Source organism: Altererythrobacter rubellus, assembly GCF_030284385.1.
Lineage (GTDB): Bacteria > Pseudomonadota > Alphaproteobacteria > Sphingomonadales > Sphingomonadaceae > Erythrobacter > Erythrobacter rubellus.
In genome coordinates this window covers 1932813-1948681 of record NZ_CP127221.1, presented here as the reverse complement: position 1 = coordinate 1948681, position 15869 = coordinate 1932813, and the positions used below count along the sequence as shown (strand labels likewise).

Annotated in this window: 17 protein-coding genes, 1 tRNA gene and 1 other RNA gene; 14 read left to right on the top strand and 5 right to left on the bottom strand. The window is 56.6% G+C overall.

All coding sequences use genetic code 11. The features are described from left to right. Nucleotides 1-13 precede the first annotated feature (13 nt). The 8 genes from QQX03_RS09780 (at nucleotide 14) to QQX03_RS09745 (ending at nucleotide 7489) form a co-directional block, all read left to right on the top strand. Nucleotides 14-292 (top strand): ETC complex I subunit, encoded by a 279-nt coding sequence (locus QQX03_RS09780; protein WP_285975550.1) that lies wholly within the window; start codon nucleotides 14-16, stop codon nucleotides 290-292. Nucleotides 293-348: 56 nt separating this feature from the next. Beyond that, an RNA gene (gene ffs / locus QQX03_RS09775) (signal recognition particle sRNA small type) lies at nucleotides 349-443 on the top strand. 58 nt (nucleotides 444-501) lie between these two features. Further along, on the top strand, nucleotides 502-2346 hold the full coding sequence (locus QQX03_RS09770) for a DNA polymerase III subunit gamma/tau (protein WP_285975549.1): 1845 nt from the start codon (nucleotides 502-504) through the stop codon (nucleotides 2344-2346). A gap of 5 nt (nucleotides 2347-2351) precedes the next feature. Then, nucleotides 2352-2690: a YbaB/EbfC family nucleoid-associated protein gene (locus QQX03_RS09765; protein WP_285975548.1), complete on the top strand. Its 339-nt coding sequence runs from the start codon at nucleotides 2352-2354 to the stop codon at nucleotides 2688-2690. A gap of 52 nt (nucleotides 2691-2742) precedes the next feature. After that, nucleotides 2743-3537: a class II aldolase/adducin family protein gene (locus QQX03_RS09760; RefSeq protein ID WP_285975547.1), complete on the top strand. Its 795-nt coding sequence runs from the start codon at nucleotides 2743-2745 to the stop codon at nucleotides 3535-3537. Nucleotides 3538-3634: 97 nt separating this feature from the next. Then, nucleotides 3635-4255, top strand: coding sequence for a hypothetical protein (locus QQX03_RS09755; RefSeq protein WP_285975546.1), 621 nt, complete (start codon nucleotides 3635-3637; stop codon nucleotides 4253-4255). Nucleotides 4256-4554: 299 nt separating this feature from the next. Continuing rightward, a complete protein-coding gene (gene lon / locus QQX03_RS09750) occupies nucleotides 4555-6951 on the top strand; it encodes an endopeptidase La (RefSeq protein ID WP_285975545.1) in 2397 nt (798 codons plus the stop codon). Between the two features lie 265 nt (nucleotides 6952-7216). Continuing rightward, nucleotides 7217-7489 carry an HU family DNA-binding protein gene (locus QQX03_RS09745; protein ID WP_118052299.1) on the top strand — a complete coding sequence of 91 codons (273 nt, stop codon included), beginning with the start codon at nucleotides 7217-7219 and terminating at the stop codon, nucleotides 7487-7489. A gap of 92 nt (nucleotides 7490-7581) precedes the next feature. Here QQX03_RS09745 and QQX03_RS09740 read toward each other — a convergent pair whose 3' ends face one another. Together QQX03_RS09740 and rlmB are read right to left on the bottom strand one after the other, a co-directional pair. Beyond that, on the bottom strand, nucleotides 7582-8442 hold the full coding sequence (locus QQX03_RS09740) for a hypothetical protein (RefSeq protein ID WP_285975544.1): 861 nt from the start codon (nucleotides 8440-8442) through the stop codon (nucleotides 7582-7584). Between the two features lie 22 nt (nucleotides 8443-8464). Continuing rightward, nucleotides 8465-9253, bottom strand: coding sequence for a 23S rRNA (guanosine(2251)-2'-O)-methyltransferase RlmB (rlmB, locus tag QQX03_RS09735; RefSeq protein ID WP_285975543.1), 789 nt, complete (start codon nucleotides 9251-9253; stop codon nucleotides 8465-8467). A 139-nt stretch (nucleotides 9254-9392) separates the two neighbouring features. Between rlmB and QQX03_RS09730 the strand changes: the two genes are divergently transcribed. Then, nucleotides 9393-9478 (top strand) — tRNA-Tyr (locus QQX03_RS09730). A gap of 13 nt (nucleotides 9479-9491) precedes the next feature. Here QQX03_RS09730 and QQX03_RS09725 read toward each other — a convergent pair. Together QQX03_RS09725 and QQX03_RS09720 are read right to left on the bottom strand one after the other, a co-directional pair. Next, on the bottom strand, nucleotides 9492-9902 hold the full coding sequence (locus QQX03_RS09725) for a DUF6691 family protein (RefSeq protein ID WP_285975542.1): 411 nt from the start codon (nucleotides 9900-9902) through the stop codon (nucleotides 9492-9494). Further along, nucleotides 9902-10348 (bottom strand): YeeE/YedE family protein, encoded by a 447-nt coding sequence (locus QQX03_RS09720; RefSeq protein ID WP_285975541.1) that lies wholly within the window; start codon nucleotides 10346-10348, stop codon nucleotides 9902-9904. Before QQX03_RS09720 ends, QQX03_RS09725 begins: the two co-directional genes overlap by 1 nt. A gap of 319 nt (nucleotides 10349-10667) precedes the next feature. Between QQX03_RS09720 and QQX03_RS09710 the strand changes: the two genes are divergently transcribed. Genes QQX03_RS09710 through pssA form a run of 3 tightly spaced genes read left to right on the top strand, consistent with a single transcriptional unit; the run spans nucleotide 10668 to nucleotide 13446 of the window. Continuing rightward, the gene (locus QQX03_RS09710; RefSeq protein ID WP_285975540.1) at nucleotides 10668-11813 is read left to right on the top strand and encodes a beta-ketoacyl-ACP synthase III; all 1146 of its coding nucleotides are present in this window, start codon (nucleotides 10668-10670) and stop codon (nucleotides 11811-11813) included. A gap of 56 nt (nucleotides 11814-11869) precedes the next feature. Beyond that, nucleotides 11870-12622, top strand: coding sequence for a phosphatidylserine decarboxylase (locus QQX03_RS09705; protein WP_285975539.1), 753 nt, complete (start codon nucleotides 11870-11872; stop codon nucleotides 12620-12622). Next, nucleotides 12619-13446, top strand: coding sequence for a CDP-diacylglycerol--serine O-phosphatidyltransferase (gene pssA / locus QQX03_RS09700; RefSeq protein WP_285975538.1), 828 nt, complete (start codon nucleotides 12619-12621; stop codon nucleotides 13444-13446). The genes QQX03_RS09705 and pssA overlap by 4 nt, the downstream gene beginning before the upstream one ends. On the opposite strand, the gene QQX03_RS09695 is transcribed toward pssA, so the two are convergent. Further along, nucleotides 13403-13645 carry a hypothetical protein gene (locus QQX03_RS09695; protein ID WP_285975537.1) on the bottom strand — a complete coding sequence of 81 codons (243 nt, stop codon included), beginning with the start codon at nucleotides 13643-13645 and terminating at the stop codon, nucleotides 13403-13405. The genes pssA and QQX03_RS09695 overlap by 44 nt on opposite strands. Nucleotides 13646-13972: 327 nt before the next feature. Here QQX03_RS09695 and rpsB point away from each other — a divergent pair, with 327 nt between their 5' ends. Beyond that, nucleotides 13973-14722, top strand: a complete 750-nt coding sequence (gene rpsB / locus QQX03_RS09690) for a 30S ribosomal protein S2 (protein WP_285975536.1) — start codon at nucleotides 13973-13975, stop codon at nucleotides 14720-14722. Between the two features lie 114 nt (nucleotides 14723-14836). Then, complete coding sequence (gene tsf, locus QQX03_RS09685; protein ID WP_285975535.1) at nucleotides 14837-15763, top strand: translation elongation factor Ts; 927 nt, start codon at nucleotides 14837-14839, stop codon at nucleotides 15761-15763. Nucleotides 15764-15869 lie beyond the last annotated feature (106 nt).

The window sequence follows — 15869 nt, the reverse complement described above, 5'->3', positions numbered from 1 at the left end:
TAAGGGCTTCGCCATGAGCGCACGTATCTATCAGCAGCCAAAAAGTGCCATGCAGTCAGGCAAGGCGAAGATTGACACTTGGGTGCTCGAATTCGAGCAATCCGAAGCGCGTCGGCCCGATCCATTGATGGGATGGACGGGCAGCGGCGACACTCAGGCGCAGGTCTCGCTCAAATTCCCGACTAAAGAGGCGGCGAAGGAATACGCTGAGAAGCATGGGATTGCCGTGCGCATTCATGCGACACCGCCCAAATCGCTCAAGCTACAAGCTTACGCGGACAACTTTCGCTGATACCGGCTCGCTAACTGCGCTGTTGAATTTTCGACGAATCATCGCCATATGCCCGCTCGGGAGTCGGGTGGACGTTAGCGTTCGCTCACCGGGTCAGGTCCGGAAGGAAGCAGCCCAGGTGAATTGCGGCGGGTCGCTCGGCTCCTTTTCCATGCATTTCTGACGTCACATGGCATGACATTGCCGCGCCAAACGCGTAGCAAGTGGGCATGGGTGATTCACCGGAAAACACGGATACGCCGCCATGGGACACTGGTGAGCAGGAAGAGGCTGGAAAGCCAAGTGCAGCCGAGTTGGAGGCTGCCGGTCAAAATTCCATGTTTGGCGATGCCGAACCCGCACCCGAGCCCACCGCTGAGTCAACCGGAGCACCTACGGCTTTGCCAGACCCTGCGACTCCCTCTGCCGCTGCCGCTCCGGTGGACACAAACCAGCCTTATCGTGTTCTGGCGCGCAAATATCGCCCGCAAACCTTCAGCGAGCTGATCGGTCAGGATGCGATGGTCCGCACACTTGGTAATGCGATCAAGCGAGAACGGCTGGCACATGCTTTCTTGATGACTGGGGTTCGCGGGGTCGGCAAGACATCGACGGCGCGATTGATTGCAAAGGCATTGAACTGTGTTGGGCCGGACGGGCAGGGTGGCCCAACGATCGATCCCTGCGGTCAGTGTGAACCGTGTTCAGCTATCGCAGAGGGCCGGCACATTGATGTGATCGAGATGGATGCGGCTTCGCATACCGGTGTCGACGACGTGCGCGAGATTATCGAACAGGTCCGCTATTCTGCCGTTTCGGCTCGCTACAAGATCTACATCATCGATGAAGTCCACATGCTGACGCGCAATGCCTTCAACGCATTGCTCAAGACGCTGGAAGAACCACCCGCGCATGTAAAGTTCCTCTTCGCGACCACCGAAGTCGAAAAGCTGCCGGTGACGGTGCTTAGCCGCACGCAGCGTTTCGACCTCCGGCGCATTTCGGCTGAGCTTCTGCAAAGCCATTTCGCGATGATCTGCGAAAAGGAAGGCGTTCCTGCCGAAGACGAAGCATTGCATATCATTGCCGCTGCCGCCGAGGGCTCTGTGCGGGATGGCCTGTCCATTCTTGACCAAGCGATTGCGCATGCGGACATGGATACAGACGGCAAGGTCACAGCCGCGAAAGTTCGCGACATGCTGGGCCTTGCTGATAAGGGCGCGCAGCGGAGAGTTCTCGGGCATTTGCTCGAAGGCGATGCCAAAGCTTTGCTGGCGGCGATCGAAGAGCAATACGCATTGGGCGTTGAACCGCTCGCTCTGATGCGAGCGCTGATGGACCTAACGCACCGCATTACAGTAGCGCAAGTTTCGGGTGGTGAGCCCGACGTGCCTACCGCCGAAGAACGCACTGCGCTGGGCGAGTTTGCACAACGGTTGTCTCCCGCACAGCTGCACCGGTTGTGGCAATTGCTGCTGAAGGGCCATGAGGAAGTGCGTAATGCGCCTGATCCGCTGGTATCTGCGCAAATGGCATTGTTGCGGGCGATGCACGCAGCGGAGATGCCAGATCCAGGCAAACTTTCGAAGAAGCTGGAAGAGCTTGCGGAGAAGGGTATCGCGCGCACTGCCGTAACAGCCGCATCTGGCGATGGAGCGAATGCGAGTGGGGCGGCGCCTGCGCAAGCCTCGGTCGAATGGGGCGCGCTGGTGCAACAGATCGATGATGCTGGCCAATTGCGGATCGCGCAGATTATGCGAGACTGGATCCGGGTGAACGAGCTTGCTCCGAATAAGCTGGTCTATTCGGTGAAAGATGGATTGGGCGAAGACCCCGGCGCTGAACTGCGCGATTGCCTTTGCCGAGTAACAGGCAGCCGCTGGCAGGTTGAGCGCGGCCAGGGTGTTGGCGCGCCGACCTTGCGCGAGCAGGAAGAAGCCACCAACTTGGCCAAGGAACAAGAAATCCGCGAGCATCCTATGGTCAAGGCGACCTTTGAGGCATTTCCAGATGCCCGGTTGCTCGCAGATGAAGACAAAGTCGCTCAAGCGGGCGGCAGCAAATGGAATAGGTAACGATCATGAAATCGATGGAAGAAATGATCCAGGCAGCTCAGCAGGCGGCCGAGACGATCCAGACCCAGATGAATGACATGCAGGCCAAGCTCGACGGGATCGAGGTAGAAGGTCAGTCTGGCGGCGGGTTGGTGAAAGTTCGCGCCAGTGCCAAGGGCCGCATTCTGGGCGTTACAATTGATGACAGCCTGATGAAGCCCGAAGAAAAACACATAGTCGAAGATCTTGTGACTGCCGCGTTCAACGATGCGCGCGACAAGGCTGACCGTGTTTCCAACGCTGAAATGAAGAAGATGCAGGGTAGCATGGGCTTGCCCCCGGGCTTCAATTTGCCAGGTATGTGATCTTCAAAAATCGTGCTAATGGCGCGATGAACCGGAATTTCGGAGAGATATCATGGCGACACTGATGAACGATACGAGTGCTGGCAATGACACGGACGTACGCGGACAGGTTAGTGACGAAGAATGGGCAGTCCGGGTTGATCTCGCGGCAGCCTATCGCCTGGTCGCTCTGTATGGCTGGGATGATCTGATCTTTACGCACCTCTCTGCGAGAGTGCCCGGGCCCGAGCATCATTTCCTCATCAATCCCTATGACATGATGTTCGAGGAAATCACAGCGTCTTCGCTGGTGAAGATCGATGTCGAGGGGCAGCCAGTGATCCCGACTTCGCACCCTGTGAATCCTGCGGGCTTCACAATCCACTCGGCACTCCACATGAACTGCGAGGCTGCGCATGCGGTCATGCATTTGCACACCCCTGCTGGTCAGGCAGTCAGTGCGATGGCCGATGGACTGATGGAGCATACGCAGACCGGAATGATCGCGCGCAGCGATATCGCCTATCACGAGTACGAAGGCATTGCGACGGACCTTGAAGAGCGCGACCGGCTGATCGAGGATATGGGCGACAAGCACACCATGATCCTGCGCAATCACGGCACACTTGCAATCGGCAAGACGGTTGGCGAGTGTTTCCTGCGCCTATATTTCATCGAGCGCGCATGCGATGCGCAAGTTAAGATGCTTTCCGCTGGCCGCGAAGGACTTCACAATCCGCCGCAAGGCACGCCGGAAAAGGTTAAGGCACAAACTCCGCCAGCAGGCATTGGCATGATTGCGAACGGGCTTGCTTGGCCAGCATTGCTTCGAAAACTCGACCGGATTGACCCGAGCTTCCGGACCTGATTTTGGCGGAATAATACTATCGCAAGATTGTTATGCTAACTATCGCAATGTTTGAGGCACTGCCCAAGAAGCGAGCGACATTTTGCAGCCTGCGTATGTGATTAAGGCGGAAGAACTGTTTGCGGTGAATTATCTCGCCGACGATCACCCGCACCCACAATCGGTCGAATGGATCAATCGCGGGACAGATCAGGTCTTGCGCCCCACAACTACGGACATGTTGCTGCGGACGCTGTTTCAGCCGGCGGCCTCGCCGAGCGTACAAAAACTGCACGATAGCTCTGCATTGCGCGTCATCTTTCGCAGCGACGCCGAGCGTGAAAGGTTTGCCACCGCCTTTCGCGATGCCATCGCAAAGGAGCGCGCGATTACAGAGCATGTCGTGACGGCAATCTTCGATGATCGCGGCAAAGCAGAAGCCGCCATTGCAGCATTGCATCATGAAGGGATCTCGCCAGCCGCGATTTCATTGCTTTGCCGTGCAAGCCATTTTGGTGACCCGGAATCGAAATGGCCTGAGGGACATAGCTCGATGAGTATCACTGGCGCCGTCGCCGGCGCTGGTATTGCCGGTGCCTTGCTTGGTGTGGCGTTTCTGTTTGTGCCGGGGGTAGGGCCTTTGGCGGCGGCGGGCGTCGGGCGTGCTAGCCGCATCAGCCATTCCATGGGTTGCATCGGTATCCAGTATCATTGGTGCGACAGGTGGCGCTGTAGCTAAGATGCTTACTGACCACGATGTAGATGGGGCTATGGCAGAGTATTACGACCGCCAGATCAGGCGGGGCAAAGTCTTTCTCTCGGTTGACCAACGACAAACCACTTTGGCGCGGGAGTTCGTCGAACGTATGCTAGACAAAAGCGGTGGTGCGTATCCGCAATTACCGGGCCCTTACCACAACTGATCCACAGGCGATCGCCTGCATCCACAAGAGATGCCGTATTGCCCATTGCGAGCCTGCGCTACGCTACCCATATTCCTACACAAAGGTGCGCCCAAACGGCGCGGGATAGGATTATATGACACAACAATTCCCCCTACTGCCCCTGCGCGACATTGTCGTATTTCCGGGCATGGTCGTGCCGCTTTTCGTTGGACGCGACAAATCTGTTGCTGCGCTCGAAGCGGCGATGGAAGTGAGCAAGGACATTTTTCTGCTCGCGCAGCTTGAGCCTGGGTGTGATGACCCTGAAGCAGATGATCTGTATGACCTGGGTGTTGTTGCGCAGGTCTTGCAACTGCTCAAGCTCCCCGATGGCACAGTCCGGGTTCTGGTCGAGGGCAAGGCCCGGGCACGGCTGGAGAAACTCCATGGCCATGACAGCCACGTAATGGCCGAAGTCACGGTGATCGAAGACGAGTCGCTGTCTGGCAGCGAAGTCACCGCCCTGATGCGTCAAGTTGCAGAGCAGTTTACCGAGTATGCAAAGCTCAACTCGAAGTTGGGCGATAACGCGAGCGTGGAGCTGGGTGATTTTGAGGATGCGGGTGATCTGGCCGACAATATCGCAGGCGCGATAACTGCCAAGGTATCGGACAAGCAATCATTGCTGTCTGAAGTCAGTCCGCTGAAGCGGCTTGAGATGGTTATGTCCTTCATGGAGGGCGAACTGTCAGTCCTTCAGGTCGAACGCAAAATACGCGGCCGTGTGAAGCGCCAAATGGAAAAGACCCAGCGCGAGTATTACCTCAACGAGCAGTTGAAGGCGATCCAGAGCGAACTGGGCGGGCAAGACGGCGAAGATGGCGACGAAATCGCCGAACTCACCGAGAAGATCGAAAAGACCAAGCTTTCAAAGGAAGCGAAGGCCAAGGCCAAGGCAGAGCTGAAGAAGCTCAAGGGCATGCAGCCGATGAGCGCTGAGGCGACTGTCGTCCGCAATTACCTTGATATTTTGCTCGGTTTGCCATGGGGCAAGAAGACCAAGATCAAGAAGGACATTTCGCAGGCGCAGGAAGTGCTTGATGCGGATCATTACGGCTTGGAAAAGGTCAAAGACCGGATCATCGAATATCTTGCTGTGCAGGCGCGAACCAACAAGCTGAAAGGCCCGATCCTGTGTCTGGTCGGCCCTCCGGGTGTTGGTAAGACATCTCTGGGCAAGTCGATTGCCAAGGCGACCGGGCGCAAGTTCGTGCGGCAATCCTTGGGCGGCGTGCGCGATGAAGCGGAAATTCGCGGCCACCGCCGTACCTATATCGGATCGATGCCGGGCAAGATCGTCAACAATCTGAAAAAGGCAGAAAGTTCGAACCCGCTCCTCTTGCTCGACGAGATTGACAAGCTTGGCCAGGACTTCCGTGGCGATCCCGCATCAGCGCTGCTTGAGGTGCTTGATCCTGAACAGAACAGCAAATTCCAAGACCATTATCTGGAGCTGGACCTCGATCTTTCGGACATCATGTTCGTTACCACCGCGAACAGCCTGGATCTCCCGCAGCCCTTGCTAGACCGGATGGAGATCATCCGTCTGGAAGGTTACACCGAGGACGAAAAGGTAGAAATCGCTACGCGGCATCTGCTGCCTAAGCAGATAAAGGATCACGGCCTCAAAGATGGCGAGTTCGAGCTGACGCAAGAAGGATTGCGCGATCTGATCCGTTATTACACGCGCGAAGCCGGGGTTCGGACACTAGAGCGTGAAATCGCACGGCTGGCGCGCAAGAGCTTGCGCAAGATCCTTGAAAAAGAAGCCACCAGCATCACGATCGCACCCGAAAACCTTGGCGACTTCGCAGGTGTTCGGAAATTCAAGCACGGCATGTCGGAAGAAGAAGCGCAGGTTGGTGTCGTGACCGGCCTGGCATGGACGTCGGTTGGTGGTGAGCTGCTGACCATTGAAAGCGTGACCACGCCTGGCAAAGGCGAGATCAAGTCGACCGGCAAGTTGGGCGATGTGATGAGTGAAAGTATTGCGGCTGCGTTCAGCTTCGTAAAAGCGAGTGCGCCTGCATACGGGATCAAGCCGTCGATCTTCCAGCGACGCAACATTCACATCCACTTGCCTGAAGGTGCGGTGCCAAAGGATGGGCCAAGCGCCGGTATCGGCATGGTGACATCGATCGTGTCTGCTCTCAGCGGCGTTGCGGTGCGTCCGGATGTCGCGATGACCGGCGAGGTCACATTGCGAGGTCGCGTGTTGCCGATTGGCGGGCTGAAGGAAAAACTGCTCGCAGCGCTACGTGGCGGGATCAAGACTGTCCTCATTCCTGAAGAGAATGTGAAGGATCTGGCGGAGATTCCCGATAATGTGAAGGAAGGCTTGGAGATCGTTCCGGTCAGCCATGTCGATCAGGTTCTGGAACGGGCGCTGACTGACGCGCTCGAAGAAATCGAGTGGACAGAGGCGGACGATCTGGCCAGCCAGCCGGTGCCGCCAGCGATCAGCGGACATGGCGCGCCAACAGCGCATTGAGCAATTACATGGTGCAGCGCAGCGACTCGGCAGTGCAAATTGCCGGGCGCTGACGCGCCTTGTGACGCAATCCGGTGACCTTGACCCTTAGCTCTGCGCCAATGCGGCACAGTTTATCGTAAATGGTGCCAGATTCTCGAAAAATGGCACTTTTCTGCGCGATTTGCCTTTGACAGCGCGGGTAAAAACGTCTCAATTTGCCCGCCCCAAGAGGGAAAACTTTCGAGTATATTTTTTGAATTCGAGAAACAGGGGTTCTCTAAGAATGAACAAAAACGATCTGATCAGCGCTGTGGCCGATGCAAGCGGCTTGTCCAAAAGTGATTCAGCCAGTGCTGTTGAGGGCGTGTTCGATACAATCACCAAAGCATTGTCGGGTGGCGATGAAGTTCGTCTGGTTGGCTTTGGAACATTTTCGGTCGCAAAGCGCAAAGCTTCGACCGGACGCAACCCGCGGACTGGCGAGCCGATGACGATCAAGGCGTCGAACCAGCCAAAGTTCAAAGCCGGCAAGGGCTTGAAAGACGCGGTGAACTAAGAACACGTTTGTAAGCGCGCTCAATCCGCGCGCAAGAAAAATGACCCCGCCGGAGCAGTCCTGCGGGGTTTTTCTTTGCTCGAAAGATGGTGTTAGTCGGCCAGCTTGATCAGTGCAGTCGGTGCGTTCTGTGTGCTGCCATCAACTTCCCAAGTCAGCACTTCGCCGCGCGGTGATGTTGTCGATCCTTCGTCTGTATTGTTTGCCCGGATCGCTCCGTTCGCAACGATGGTGAAGGTGCCTTCCATGCTGGGCATATTGGGTATATTGTTCGCGTTTTCTCCCAATGATCCCAGGCTCGCCAGACCCATCATGCCGCCCATCATTGCGCTCATCGGGTTAGCGTCCTCTTGTGCAGAGTAGCCCGGCGCATTGACCCTGACTGTATTCTCGTCGCGTAAGATGACTTCGACAAAGGTGGTGCCGGCGGGAAAACCCTCGATGACGGGGAAGCTGAAATCATGGCTCAGATTGCCGCTGGCGACATAGCGCACGTCGAAAACGCCGTTGCCTTTGATTTCGACCCGCTCCCAGCCTTTGTGACGCAGTAATAGCTCGCGCAGTTTTTCGCCCGCCTCCGGATCGGTTGGATCAATCCCGCCCATCATCTTCGCCATATCCTCGGCTTCTTTTTGCGCCTTGGCGATGCGCTCTTGCGCGCCCGCATCCCATTCTGCCCGTTGCTCAGCCAATTCTGTTTCCGTGCAATCACGCACGTCGTAGTTATCTGTGTAGCACTCGTCGGCTTCGAACTCCTCTGCCGCCGCTTCCATCTGGGCTAGGTCGCTCAGACCTAGGAAGAAAATTTCGCCGTCATAGGTGAAGCTGAATGCGCCTCCTTCCTCGAGCACCAGCTCAGAGGTGAATTTGCCAGGTGAAACGAAGCAGCCGGTTAGGGCCAACGCAAAAGCCGCCAAAATGGCAGTCGTACGAATTCGTAGGGCGGCATTCATGTTTGTTCTCCTGACAGACTGGCTATCGTGTTGTTGTGGCATAAAGCGCGATTGCAGCGGCATTGCTCACATTAAGGCTTTCCACTGCCCGTGTGATCGGCAGCTTGGCCAGTGCATCACAGTGCCCTTCGATGTTTTGCCGCATACCGGCGCCTTCTGCGCCTAGTACGAGAGCAACCGGACCTGCTGGCAGAGCCTCGGCAAGCGTGGCCTCCGCATGCCCCGTAAGGCCAATCCGCCAATAGCCGGCTTCGGCCATTTCCTCGAGTGCACGCGCTAGATTGACCACGCGTATCCAAGGCACGACTTCGAGCGCACCCGACGCCGATTTTGCGACCACGCCGGATTCGGGCGGCGAATGCCTGTCTTGCGTGACAATGGCAGCTGCACCGAACGCCGCACCCGAACGCAAGATTGCGCCGACATTGTGCGGATCGGTGACCTGATCGAGCACAATCAATGGGCGCGCAGGATCTGCGTCGGTAAATTCGTCCAGAAAGCGATTCTCCAACGCCTCGCATTCGAGCACCAGGCCCTGATGTGGCGCGTCCTTCGCAACCAGGCGCGCAAGATCGGTGACATCTGCATACTCGATCGGGAAATCGGCCGGCAACTCGCCATCGAGTGAGTCGATGCCTTCGCGCGTGGCCCATAGCTTGCGGTGAATGCGTGCAGGATTTTTCAATGCCGCTTCCACCGCATGCCGCCCCCATAGCCGTGCATGACCGGCGGTCGCACGACCGGAGCCCCGCCCACCTTTCATTCGTCCTGCCCGACCTCTAAGCGCGCGTTTGCGCTCGCCTTTGGCCATTACTGTTCTCCAAAAAGTGCTTTGTTGCCGCTCCCCTGCCAGCCACACCATTGACAGGCAAGCGCCGCTTCGCCAAAGGGGCGCGTCTCGGCATTCGGAGCCGCCCCACAGCAGCTCTATTTTTCCCGCAGGAATATGTGGACAGGTGGCCGAGTGGTTAAAGGCAGCAGACTGTAAATCTGCCCGCGCAAGCGTACGCTGGTTCGAATCCAGCCCTGTCCACCATTTCCTTGTTTGGTTATTTTTCGACTGCTTTGAAAATCGTCATCCCGGCGAACATCGAAGCGACGAAAATGCCGGCAGGGATCGGATTGACCGCCAGTGATGCGATGCCAGGACCCGGGCAAAGTCCGGCCAAACCCCATCCCACTCCGAACAACGCTGAGCCGAACGTCAATCGCCGATCAATTAAGTCTGTGCCCGGCAACGAGAAGCCGGTATCGGCGATGGGCCGCTCCATCCTGCGTTGAACCAGCCAAGCGACCGCCATTACCAGCGTCGCACCACCCATGACGAAAGCCAGCGTGGGATCCCAATGCCCGGCTATGTCGAGAAAACCGCGAACGCGGGAAGGGTCCATCATTCCCGAAAGGGCGAGCCCGCCTCCGAACAAAGCACCGGAAAGAAGAGCGATAATTGCTTGCCGCATTACCAGCCTCCGCCTGCGAAATTGACGATGGCAACCGTTGTCATGCCACTGCCAATGAAAGTCATGACGGCTACAATTGACCTGCGGCTGAGCCGCGACATCCCGCAAACACCATGCCCGCTTGTGCAACCGCTTCCGAGCCGCGTTCCAAAACCAGTGATCAGCCCGCCCGTAATCAACCAACCTATCGATGGGGGGTAAGTGGATTCTATCGGGCCAAACGCGCCTTGGAATAACAAAGCGCCAAGTATCAGGCCCGCGATGAACATTGAGGCGACAATCCGCGGGGGGCCGGCATCGCTCAGTCCAATACTGCGGCCTGCCAGCCCGCTAGCTCCGGCGATACGACCAAGGCCGAGTAACATGATAGCCGCTGCGATGCCAATCATGAGTCCGCCGATCAGGCCTTCGAGTGGCTGGGCGTCCGGGAAGTATGCCAAGGTCATAGCTGGTCCACCGGTATCTTGAGATATCTCACGCCGTTCTCCTCTGGTTTCGGTAAATCCCCGGCACGCATTTTCACTTGTACTCTGGGCAAGATCAATGCGGGCATTCCTAAAAGCGCATCACGTGCGCCCCGCATTACAACAAACTCGCCCTCGGCAAAACCTTCGTGGATATATACCGACACTGGATCTGCGTTGCTGACCAATCGTGCTCTCCCATGCGGTGTCATAGCAGCGCAGTGCAAGTGTGCAAAAGCTCACAAGCATCCTGGGCGCTTTGACTTGCCGTGGAGGGGGAAGGTTACTATTCCCGCGTACCATGGAACTCACTGCCCAAGATCGAACAGGCCGCCCTGTTATCTCCGCTACCGGTCTTTTTACACCGGAACATGTCATAACCAATGAAGAGCTGGTTGCCAGTTACAACGAGTATGTGGAGGGGCACAACGCGAGCAATGCGAATGCTATTGCTGCGGGCGAAGTCGAAGCGCTTCAGCCGAGCTCGGTTGAGTTCATCGAGAAAGCGAGCGGGATAAAGGCACGCCACGTGATGGCGAAAGAGCCGATACTCGATCCAGACATCATGTCGCCGCGCTGGGAAGAGCGGGGCAATGACGAGCTTTCGATCATGGCGGAGATCGGCGTCAAGGCCGCGCGCCAGGCATTGGAGCGGGCGGGGCGCGATCCCAAAGACGTGGATGCGGTGCTTTGTGCCGCTTCGAACATGCAACGCGCATATCCGGCGATGGCCATCGAAATTCAGCAAGAGCTGGGCATCGAGGGTTTCGGCTTTGACATGAATGTTGCGTGCTCTTCAGCGACGTTCGGTATCCAGACAGCGGCAGATTACATTCGCGCAGGGAATGCCAAGAGTGTGCTGGTGGTAAGCCCTGAGATTACGTCGGGCCATTTGAACTGGCGTGACCGCGATAGCCATTTCATTTTTGGCGATGTTGCGACCGCTGTGCTGGTTGAAGATGCAGCTATCGCTCCGCCAGAGCATTGGGACATCTTGGGCACAAAGCTAAAGACCGTATTCTCCAACAACATCCGCAACAATTTCGGTTTTCTGAACCGCGCGCATCCTGATGGCGACGGCAAGCCAGACAAGCTGTTTGTGCAGGAAGGCCGCAAGGTCTTCAAAGAAGTGGTGCCAATGGTTGCGCAGATGATCATCGATGAAGCCGAGCGACTGGAGATCGATCCGAAGGGCCTGCGCCGTCTTTGGTTGCATCAGGCCAATGCCGGTATGAACCGCCTGATTTCGCACAAGATTCTGGGTCACGAAGCAAGCAATGACGAAAGCCCGACCGTGCTTGATACTTACGCCAACACATCGAGTGCTGGCTCGATCATTGCCTTTCACAAGCACAGCGAAGATCTGGCTGTAGGGGATGATGGCCTGATCTGCAGCTTTGGAGCAGGATATTCTGCTGGCACGGTGTTTGTACGCAAAGTTGGTTGACGAAAGCGGGCAGGCTTTGCTTGCAGCGCATCGAACCACCGCCTAAACGCTTTGGCATGGCCGGAGAAATTCTAGACAATAAGGGGCGCGGCGAAGTCAGTTGGAGCTGGCCGCCGATACACCCCGAGGGGCGCAAATTTGGCGTCATCGCTATCGGGCTTAGCCTGATCCCCCTTATCTTGCTCGATTGGGAAATCATCGGTTGGCCGATGTTGCTCTTGTCTGCAGGTGTATTCGCATTTTTCCGCGATCCGGAACGCGTTGTACCGCAGGGTGAAAACGTGATTGTTGCGCCAGCGGACGGGCTGGTTTCGACGATTACTGTGTGTGAACCACCAGAAGAGCTGTGCGTCGATGATGGTTCGGGCGCGCCAAGCTTAACGCGTGAACCCGTAACACGAATTTCGATCTTTATGAGCGTGTTCGATGTTCACATCAATCGCTCACCCATCGCAGGCACGATCGAGCGTGTTGTCTATATTCCGGGTAAGTTCATGAATGCGGACTTGGATAAGGCGAGCGAAGAGAACGAGCGTCAGCATTTTCTGGTACAGCGACAGGACGGCGTAAAGATTGCCTTCACACAGATAGCGGGTCTTGTCGCACGGCGTATTGTGCCTTTCGTTAAACCAGGTGACATTGTTGCCGTTGGACAAAGAGTAGGCCTGATCCGCTTTGGTAGTCGCGTAGATGTGTATCTGCCTGCTGGAACCGATCCAAAGGTTCTGATGGGGCAAAAGATCATCGCCGGCGAAACCATCTTGGCTGAGCTGGGATCGCAGAAGCTGCTGGAAGGCATCGCTCAGTGAGCGACACACCGCGCGTTGGGCCAAAGTCGGAAGAGGGCGAGGAAACCCTTCCCAAACCTGCCAAGACCACGCGCGGGCTTTCCCTGCGGGCGCTTCTGCCAAACGCAATCACAGCCGCTGCTTTGGCAGCCGGATTGACTGGCATTCGGTTTGCGATCTCTAGCGATTGGAATTTGGCGGTTTACGCGGTTGTTCTTGCCGGATTGCTCGACGGCGTAGATGGACGCATCGCGCGCCTCCTGAATGCGCAATCGCGCTTTGGCGCCGAGCTTGACAGCCTTGCGGACTCGATCTCTTTCGGTGTGGCTCCGGCGATTATTTTGTACCTTTGGTCAATCCAGGACTTGCCCCGGCTCGGCTGGTTTGCGTCGCTGGCATTTGCGATTTGTGCCGCGCTGCGTCTGGCACGGTTCAATGCGCAGATTGATACGGATGATCAGCCGCACAAGCTGGCCGGATTCCTGACAGGCGTTCCGGCTCCGATTGGGGCTGCGCTCGCATTCATGCCTTTCTATCTCTGGATGGCGACAGACATCGCGGAATTTCGCAATCCGGTGTTTGTCTCAATCTGGCTTGCAGCAACGGGCATGCTGATGATTTCCAATGTTGCGACATTCAGCTGGAAATCGATCCGACCCAGGCGCAGCATTCGCCTGGAAGTCATTGGTGTCTTTGCGCTCGTTTTCGGAGCATTGTTGCAAGAACCGTGGTGGACCCTTGCGGGTATATGCGTGATCTATGTCGCGTTGATGCCGCTGGCTCTTTACCGCTACGGAAAAATCAAGCGGCAATTGCAAGATGAGCGGGCGAAACCTGCCGGCTAACGTCGGCGCGAGCAGCAGGTGCCATACGCAGAGTCACCACCGCGGCTTCGTTGACCTGAACAGCTGCAATACTATCCAAAGCCATTTCAGCTTTCATCGAATGATAGGCATTGCGCCATTTCAGTGCGCTGTCTGACAAGGAAATGATACTCCCCAAGGCGATCACCATAAAAAGGGCTGCAAGTCCGAAAGTGAGCATGGGCTGTCTCCTGCCTGTCCCGAACACTTGACCTTTCAAGCGCTAGCGGGCATTGATTTTGTACCACGTTTGTTCCGCTACGCATGTTCACTAAATGTTCCAAGGTGTCAAGCGGGAATATCCGGCTCGCACGCGAATTTCACGATTGGGGCTGGATATTTGGCAATTTCACGTCTAGAGCGCGCGGCGTTCGTGAAGAATAGGGCCATCCCGGCCGAGTTCTAACCGTTCAAATCCACATGGTGAGCGTACATACCGGTGCCTTGCGCGGGACATACCGCAACAAGGTTCCAGCTCTCCAGAGGCATAACCGGAAAGGAATTACCTATGGCGGCCACTACCGTCACAATGCAGCAATTGATTGAGGCCGGCGCACACTTCGGCCACCAGACCCACCGCTGGAACCCGCGGATGAAGCCGTATATCTTCGGCAATCGCAACGGTGTTCACATTATCGACCTGTCGCAGACTGTGCCACTGTTCGCGCGCGCTCTCGACTTCGTTGAGCAATCTGTTCGTTCTGGCGGCAAGGTATTGTTCGTTGGCACCAAGCGTCAGGCGCAAGGGCCGATCGCAGAAGCCGCACGCGCTTCGGGTCAGCACTTCGTCAACCACCGCTGGTTGGGCGGCATGCTCACTAACTGGAAGACAATCAGCCAGTCGATCAAGCGCATGAAGACCCTTGAAGAGCAGCTTTCGGGCGACACTTCGGGCTTCACGAAGAAAGAAGTTTTGCAGCTGACACGTGAGCGTGACAAGCTTGAGCTTTCATTGGGCGGCATCCGCGACATGGGCGGCGTTCCAAGCGTGATGTTTGTGATTGACGCGAACAAGGAAGATCTCGCCATCAAGGAAGCGGCTGTATTGGGCATTCCAGTGATCGCGGTTCTCGACACCAATGTCGATCCAACTGGCATCGCATTCCCGGTACCCGGCAATGACGACGCGAGCCGTGCGGTTCGCCTTTATTGTGATGCGATTGCTTCAGCAGCTATCGCTGGCCGCGGCGGAGCCGTTGCCGACAGCGGTGAAGACGTTGGTGCGATGGAACAGCCACCAGCTGAAGCGACTGCTTAAGCCTTAATCTCGGCTGGTACGTCTTTGGCGTGTCATCCACTACCCCTAATGTACTGGGTATCACCGCTAAAGAGCGGTCCCGGTGCACACAGACCATTTGAAAAGGAAATCACCATGGCTGCATTTTCTGCCGCTGATGTGAAGGCTCTGCGCGAGAAGACCGGCGCGGGCATGATGGACGCCAAAAAGGCGCTTGAAGAAGCAAACGGCGATATCGAAGCCGCAGTTGACGCGTTGCGCGCCAAGGGCCTCGCTACCGCTCAGAAGAAGTCTAGCCGTACTGCGGCTGAAGGCCTTGTCGGTGTTACCGTTGAAGGCAAAAAGGGCGTTGCAGTCGAAGTGAACTCTGAAACAGATTTCGTTGCAAAGAACGACCAGTTTCAGGACTTCGTGCGCAAGACCACGCAAGTCGCTCTGAGTGTAGACACAGACGATATCGAAACTCTGAAAGCTGCTGCATACCCAGATGGCGGTACTGTGGCTGACAAGCTGACGAACAACATCGCTACTATTGGCGAGAACCAGCAGGTCCGCCGCATGAAAAGCGTGTCGGTACCGCAGGGTTCGGTTGTTTCTTACATGCACAACGCGGCGGCAGAAGGCCTCGGCAAGATCGGCGTTCTGGTTGCTCTTGAGAGCGACCTGGGCGACGACGTGCTGGTGCCGTTTGGCAAGCAGCTCGCCATGCATATCGCTTCGATGTTCCCACAGGCTCTCGATGCAGACGGCCTGGATCCTGAAGTAATCGCGCGCGAGCGTGCAATCGCAGCGGAAAAGGCAGCCGAGAGCGGCAAGCCTGAAAACGTGCAGGAAAAGATGGTCGATGGCGCGATCAAGAAGTTCGCGAAAGAAAACGCTCTGCTCAGCCAGATGTTCGTGATGGACAACAAGTCTTCGGTTGAAGATGTTGTTGCGCGCACTGCCAAGGATAACGGCGGCTCGATCAAGCTGGTCGACTACGTCCGCTTCCAGCTCGGCGAAGGCATCGAGAAGGAAGAAAGCGACTTCGCTGCAGAAGTCGCAGCTGCTGTTGGCGGCTAATTCTTCCAAGCACCGATTCTGAAGCGGCCGCTGGACGTTATGTTCGGCGGCCGTCTTGTTTGGATGTAAGGGTGACGCTTCTTTACCCTTTGCGCGAGTCGGGAAG

Excerpts from the sequence above, each read along its gene's own strand:
- QQX03_RS09695 (WP_285975537.1), bottom strand. The coding sequence starts at position 13,645 with ATGCTCACTTTCGGACTTGCAGCCCTTTTTATGGTGATCGCCTTGGGG.
- QQX03_RS09725 (WP_285975542.1), bottom strand. The coding sequence starts at position 9,902 with ATGCGGCAAGCAATTATCGCTCTTCTTTCCGGTGCTTTGTTCGGAGGC.
- QQX03_RS09760 (WP_285975547.1), top strand. The coding sequence starts at position 2,743 with ATGGCGACACTGATGAACGATACGAGTGCTGGCAATGACACGGACGTA.
- QQX03_RS09720 (WP_285975541.1), bottom strand. The coding sequence starts at position 10,348 with ATGACCTTGGCATACTTCCCGGACGCCCAGCCACTCGAAGGCCTGATC.
- QQX03_RS09705 (WP_285975539.1), top strand. The coding sequence starts at position 11,870 with ATGGCCGGAGAAATTCTAGACAATAAGGGGCGCGGCGAAGTCAGTTGG.
- QQX03_RS09770 (WP_285975549.1), top strand. The coding sequence starts at position 502 with ATGGGTGATTCACCGGAAAACACGGATACGCCGCCATGGGACACTGGT.
- QQX03_RS09765 (WP_285975548.1), top strand. The coding sequence starts at position 2,352 with ATGAAATCGATGGAAGAAATGATCCAGGCAGCTCAGCAGGCGGCCGAG.
- QQX03_RS09710 (WP_285975540.1), top strand. The coding sequence starts at position 10,668 with ATGGAACTCACTGCCCAAGATCGAACAGGCCGCCCTGTTATCTCCGCT.
- QQX03_RS09745 (WP_118052299.1), top strand. The coding sequence starts at position 7,217 with ATGAACAAAAACGATCTGATCAGCGCTGTGGCCGATGCAAGCGGCTTG.
- rpsB (WP_285975536.1), top strand. The coding sequence starts at position 13,973 with ATGGCGGCCACTACCGTCACAATGCAGCAATTGATTGAGGCCGGCGCA.
- QQX03_RS09780 (WP_285975550.1), top strand. The coding sequence starts at position 14 with ATGAGCGCACGTATCTATCAGCAGCCAAAAAGTGCCATGCAGTCAGGC.
- tsf (WP_285975535.1), top strand. The coding sequence starts at position 14,837 with ATGGCTGCATTTTCTGCCGCTGATGTGAAGGCTCTGCGCGAGAAGACC.
- rlmB (WP_285975543.1), bottom strand. The coding sequence starts at position 9,253 with ATGGCCAAAGGCGAGCGCAAACGCGCGCTTAGAGGTCGGGCAGGACGA.
- QQX03_RS09740 (WP_285975544.1), bottom strand. The coding sequence starts at position 8,442 with ATGAATGCCGCCCTACGAATTCGTACGACTGCCATTTTGGCGGCTTTT.
- lon (WP_285975545.1), top strand. The coding sequence starts at position 4,555 with ATGACACAACAATTCCCCCTACTGCCCCTGCGCGACATTGTCGTATTT.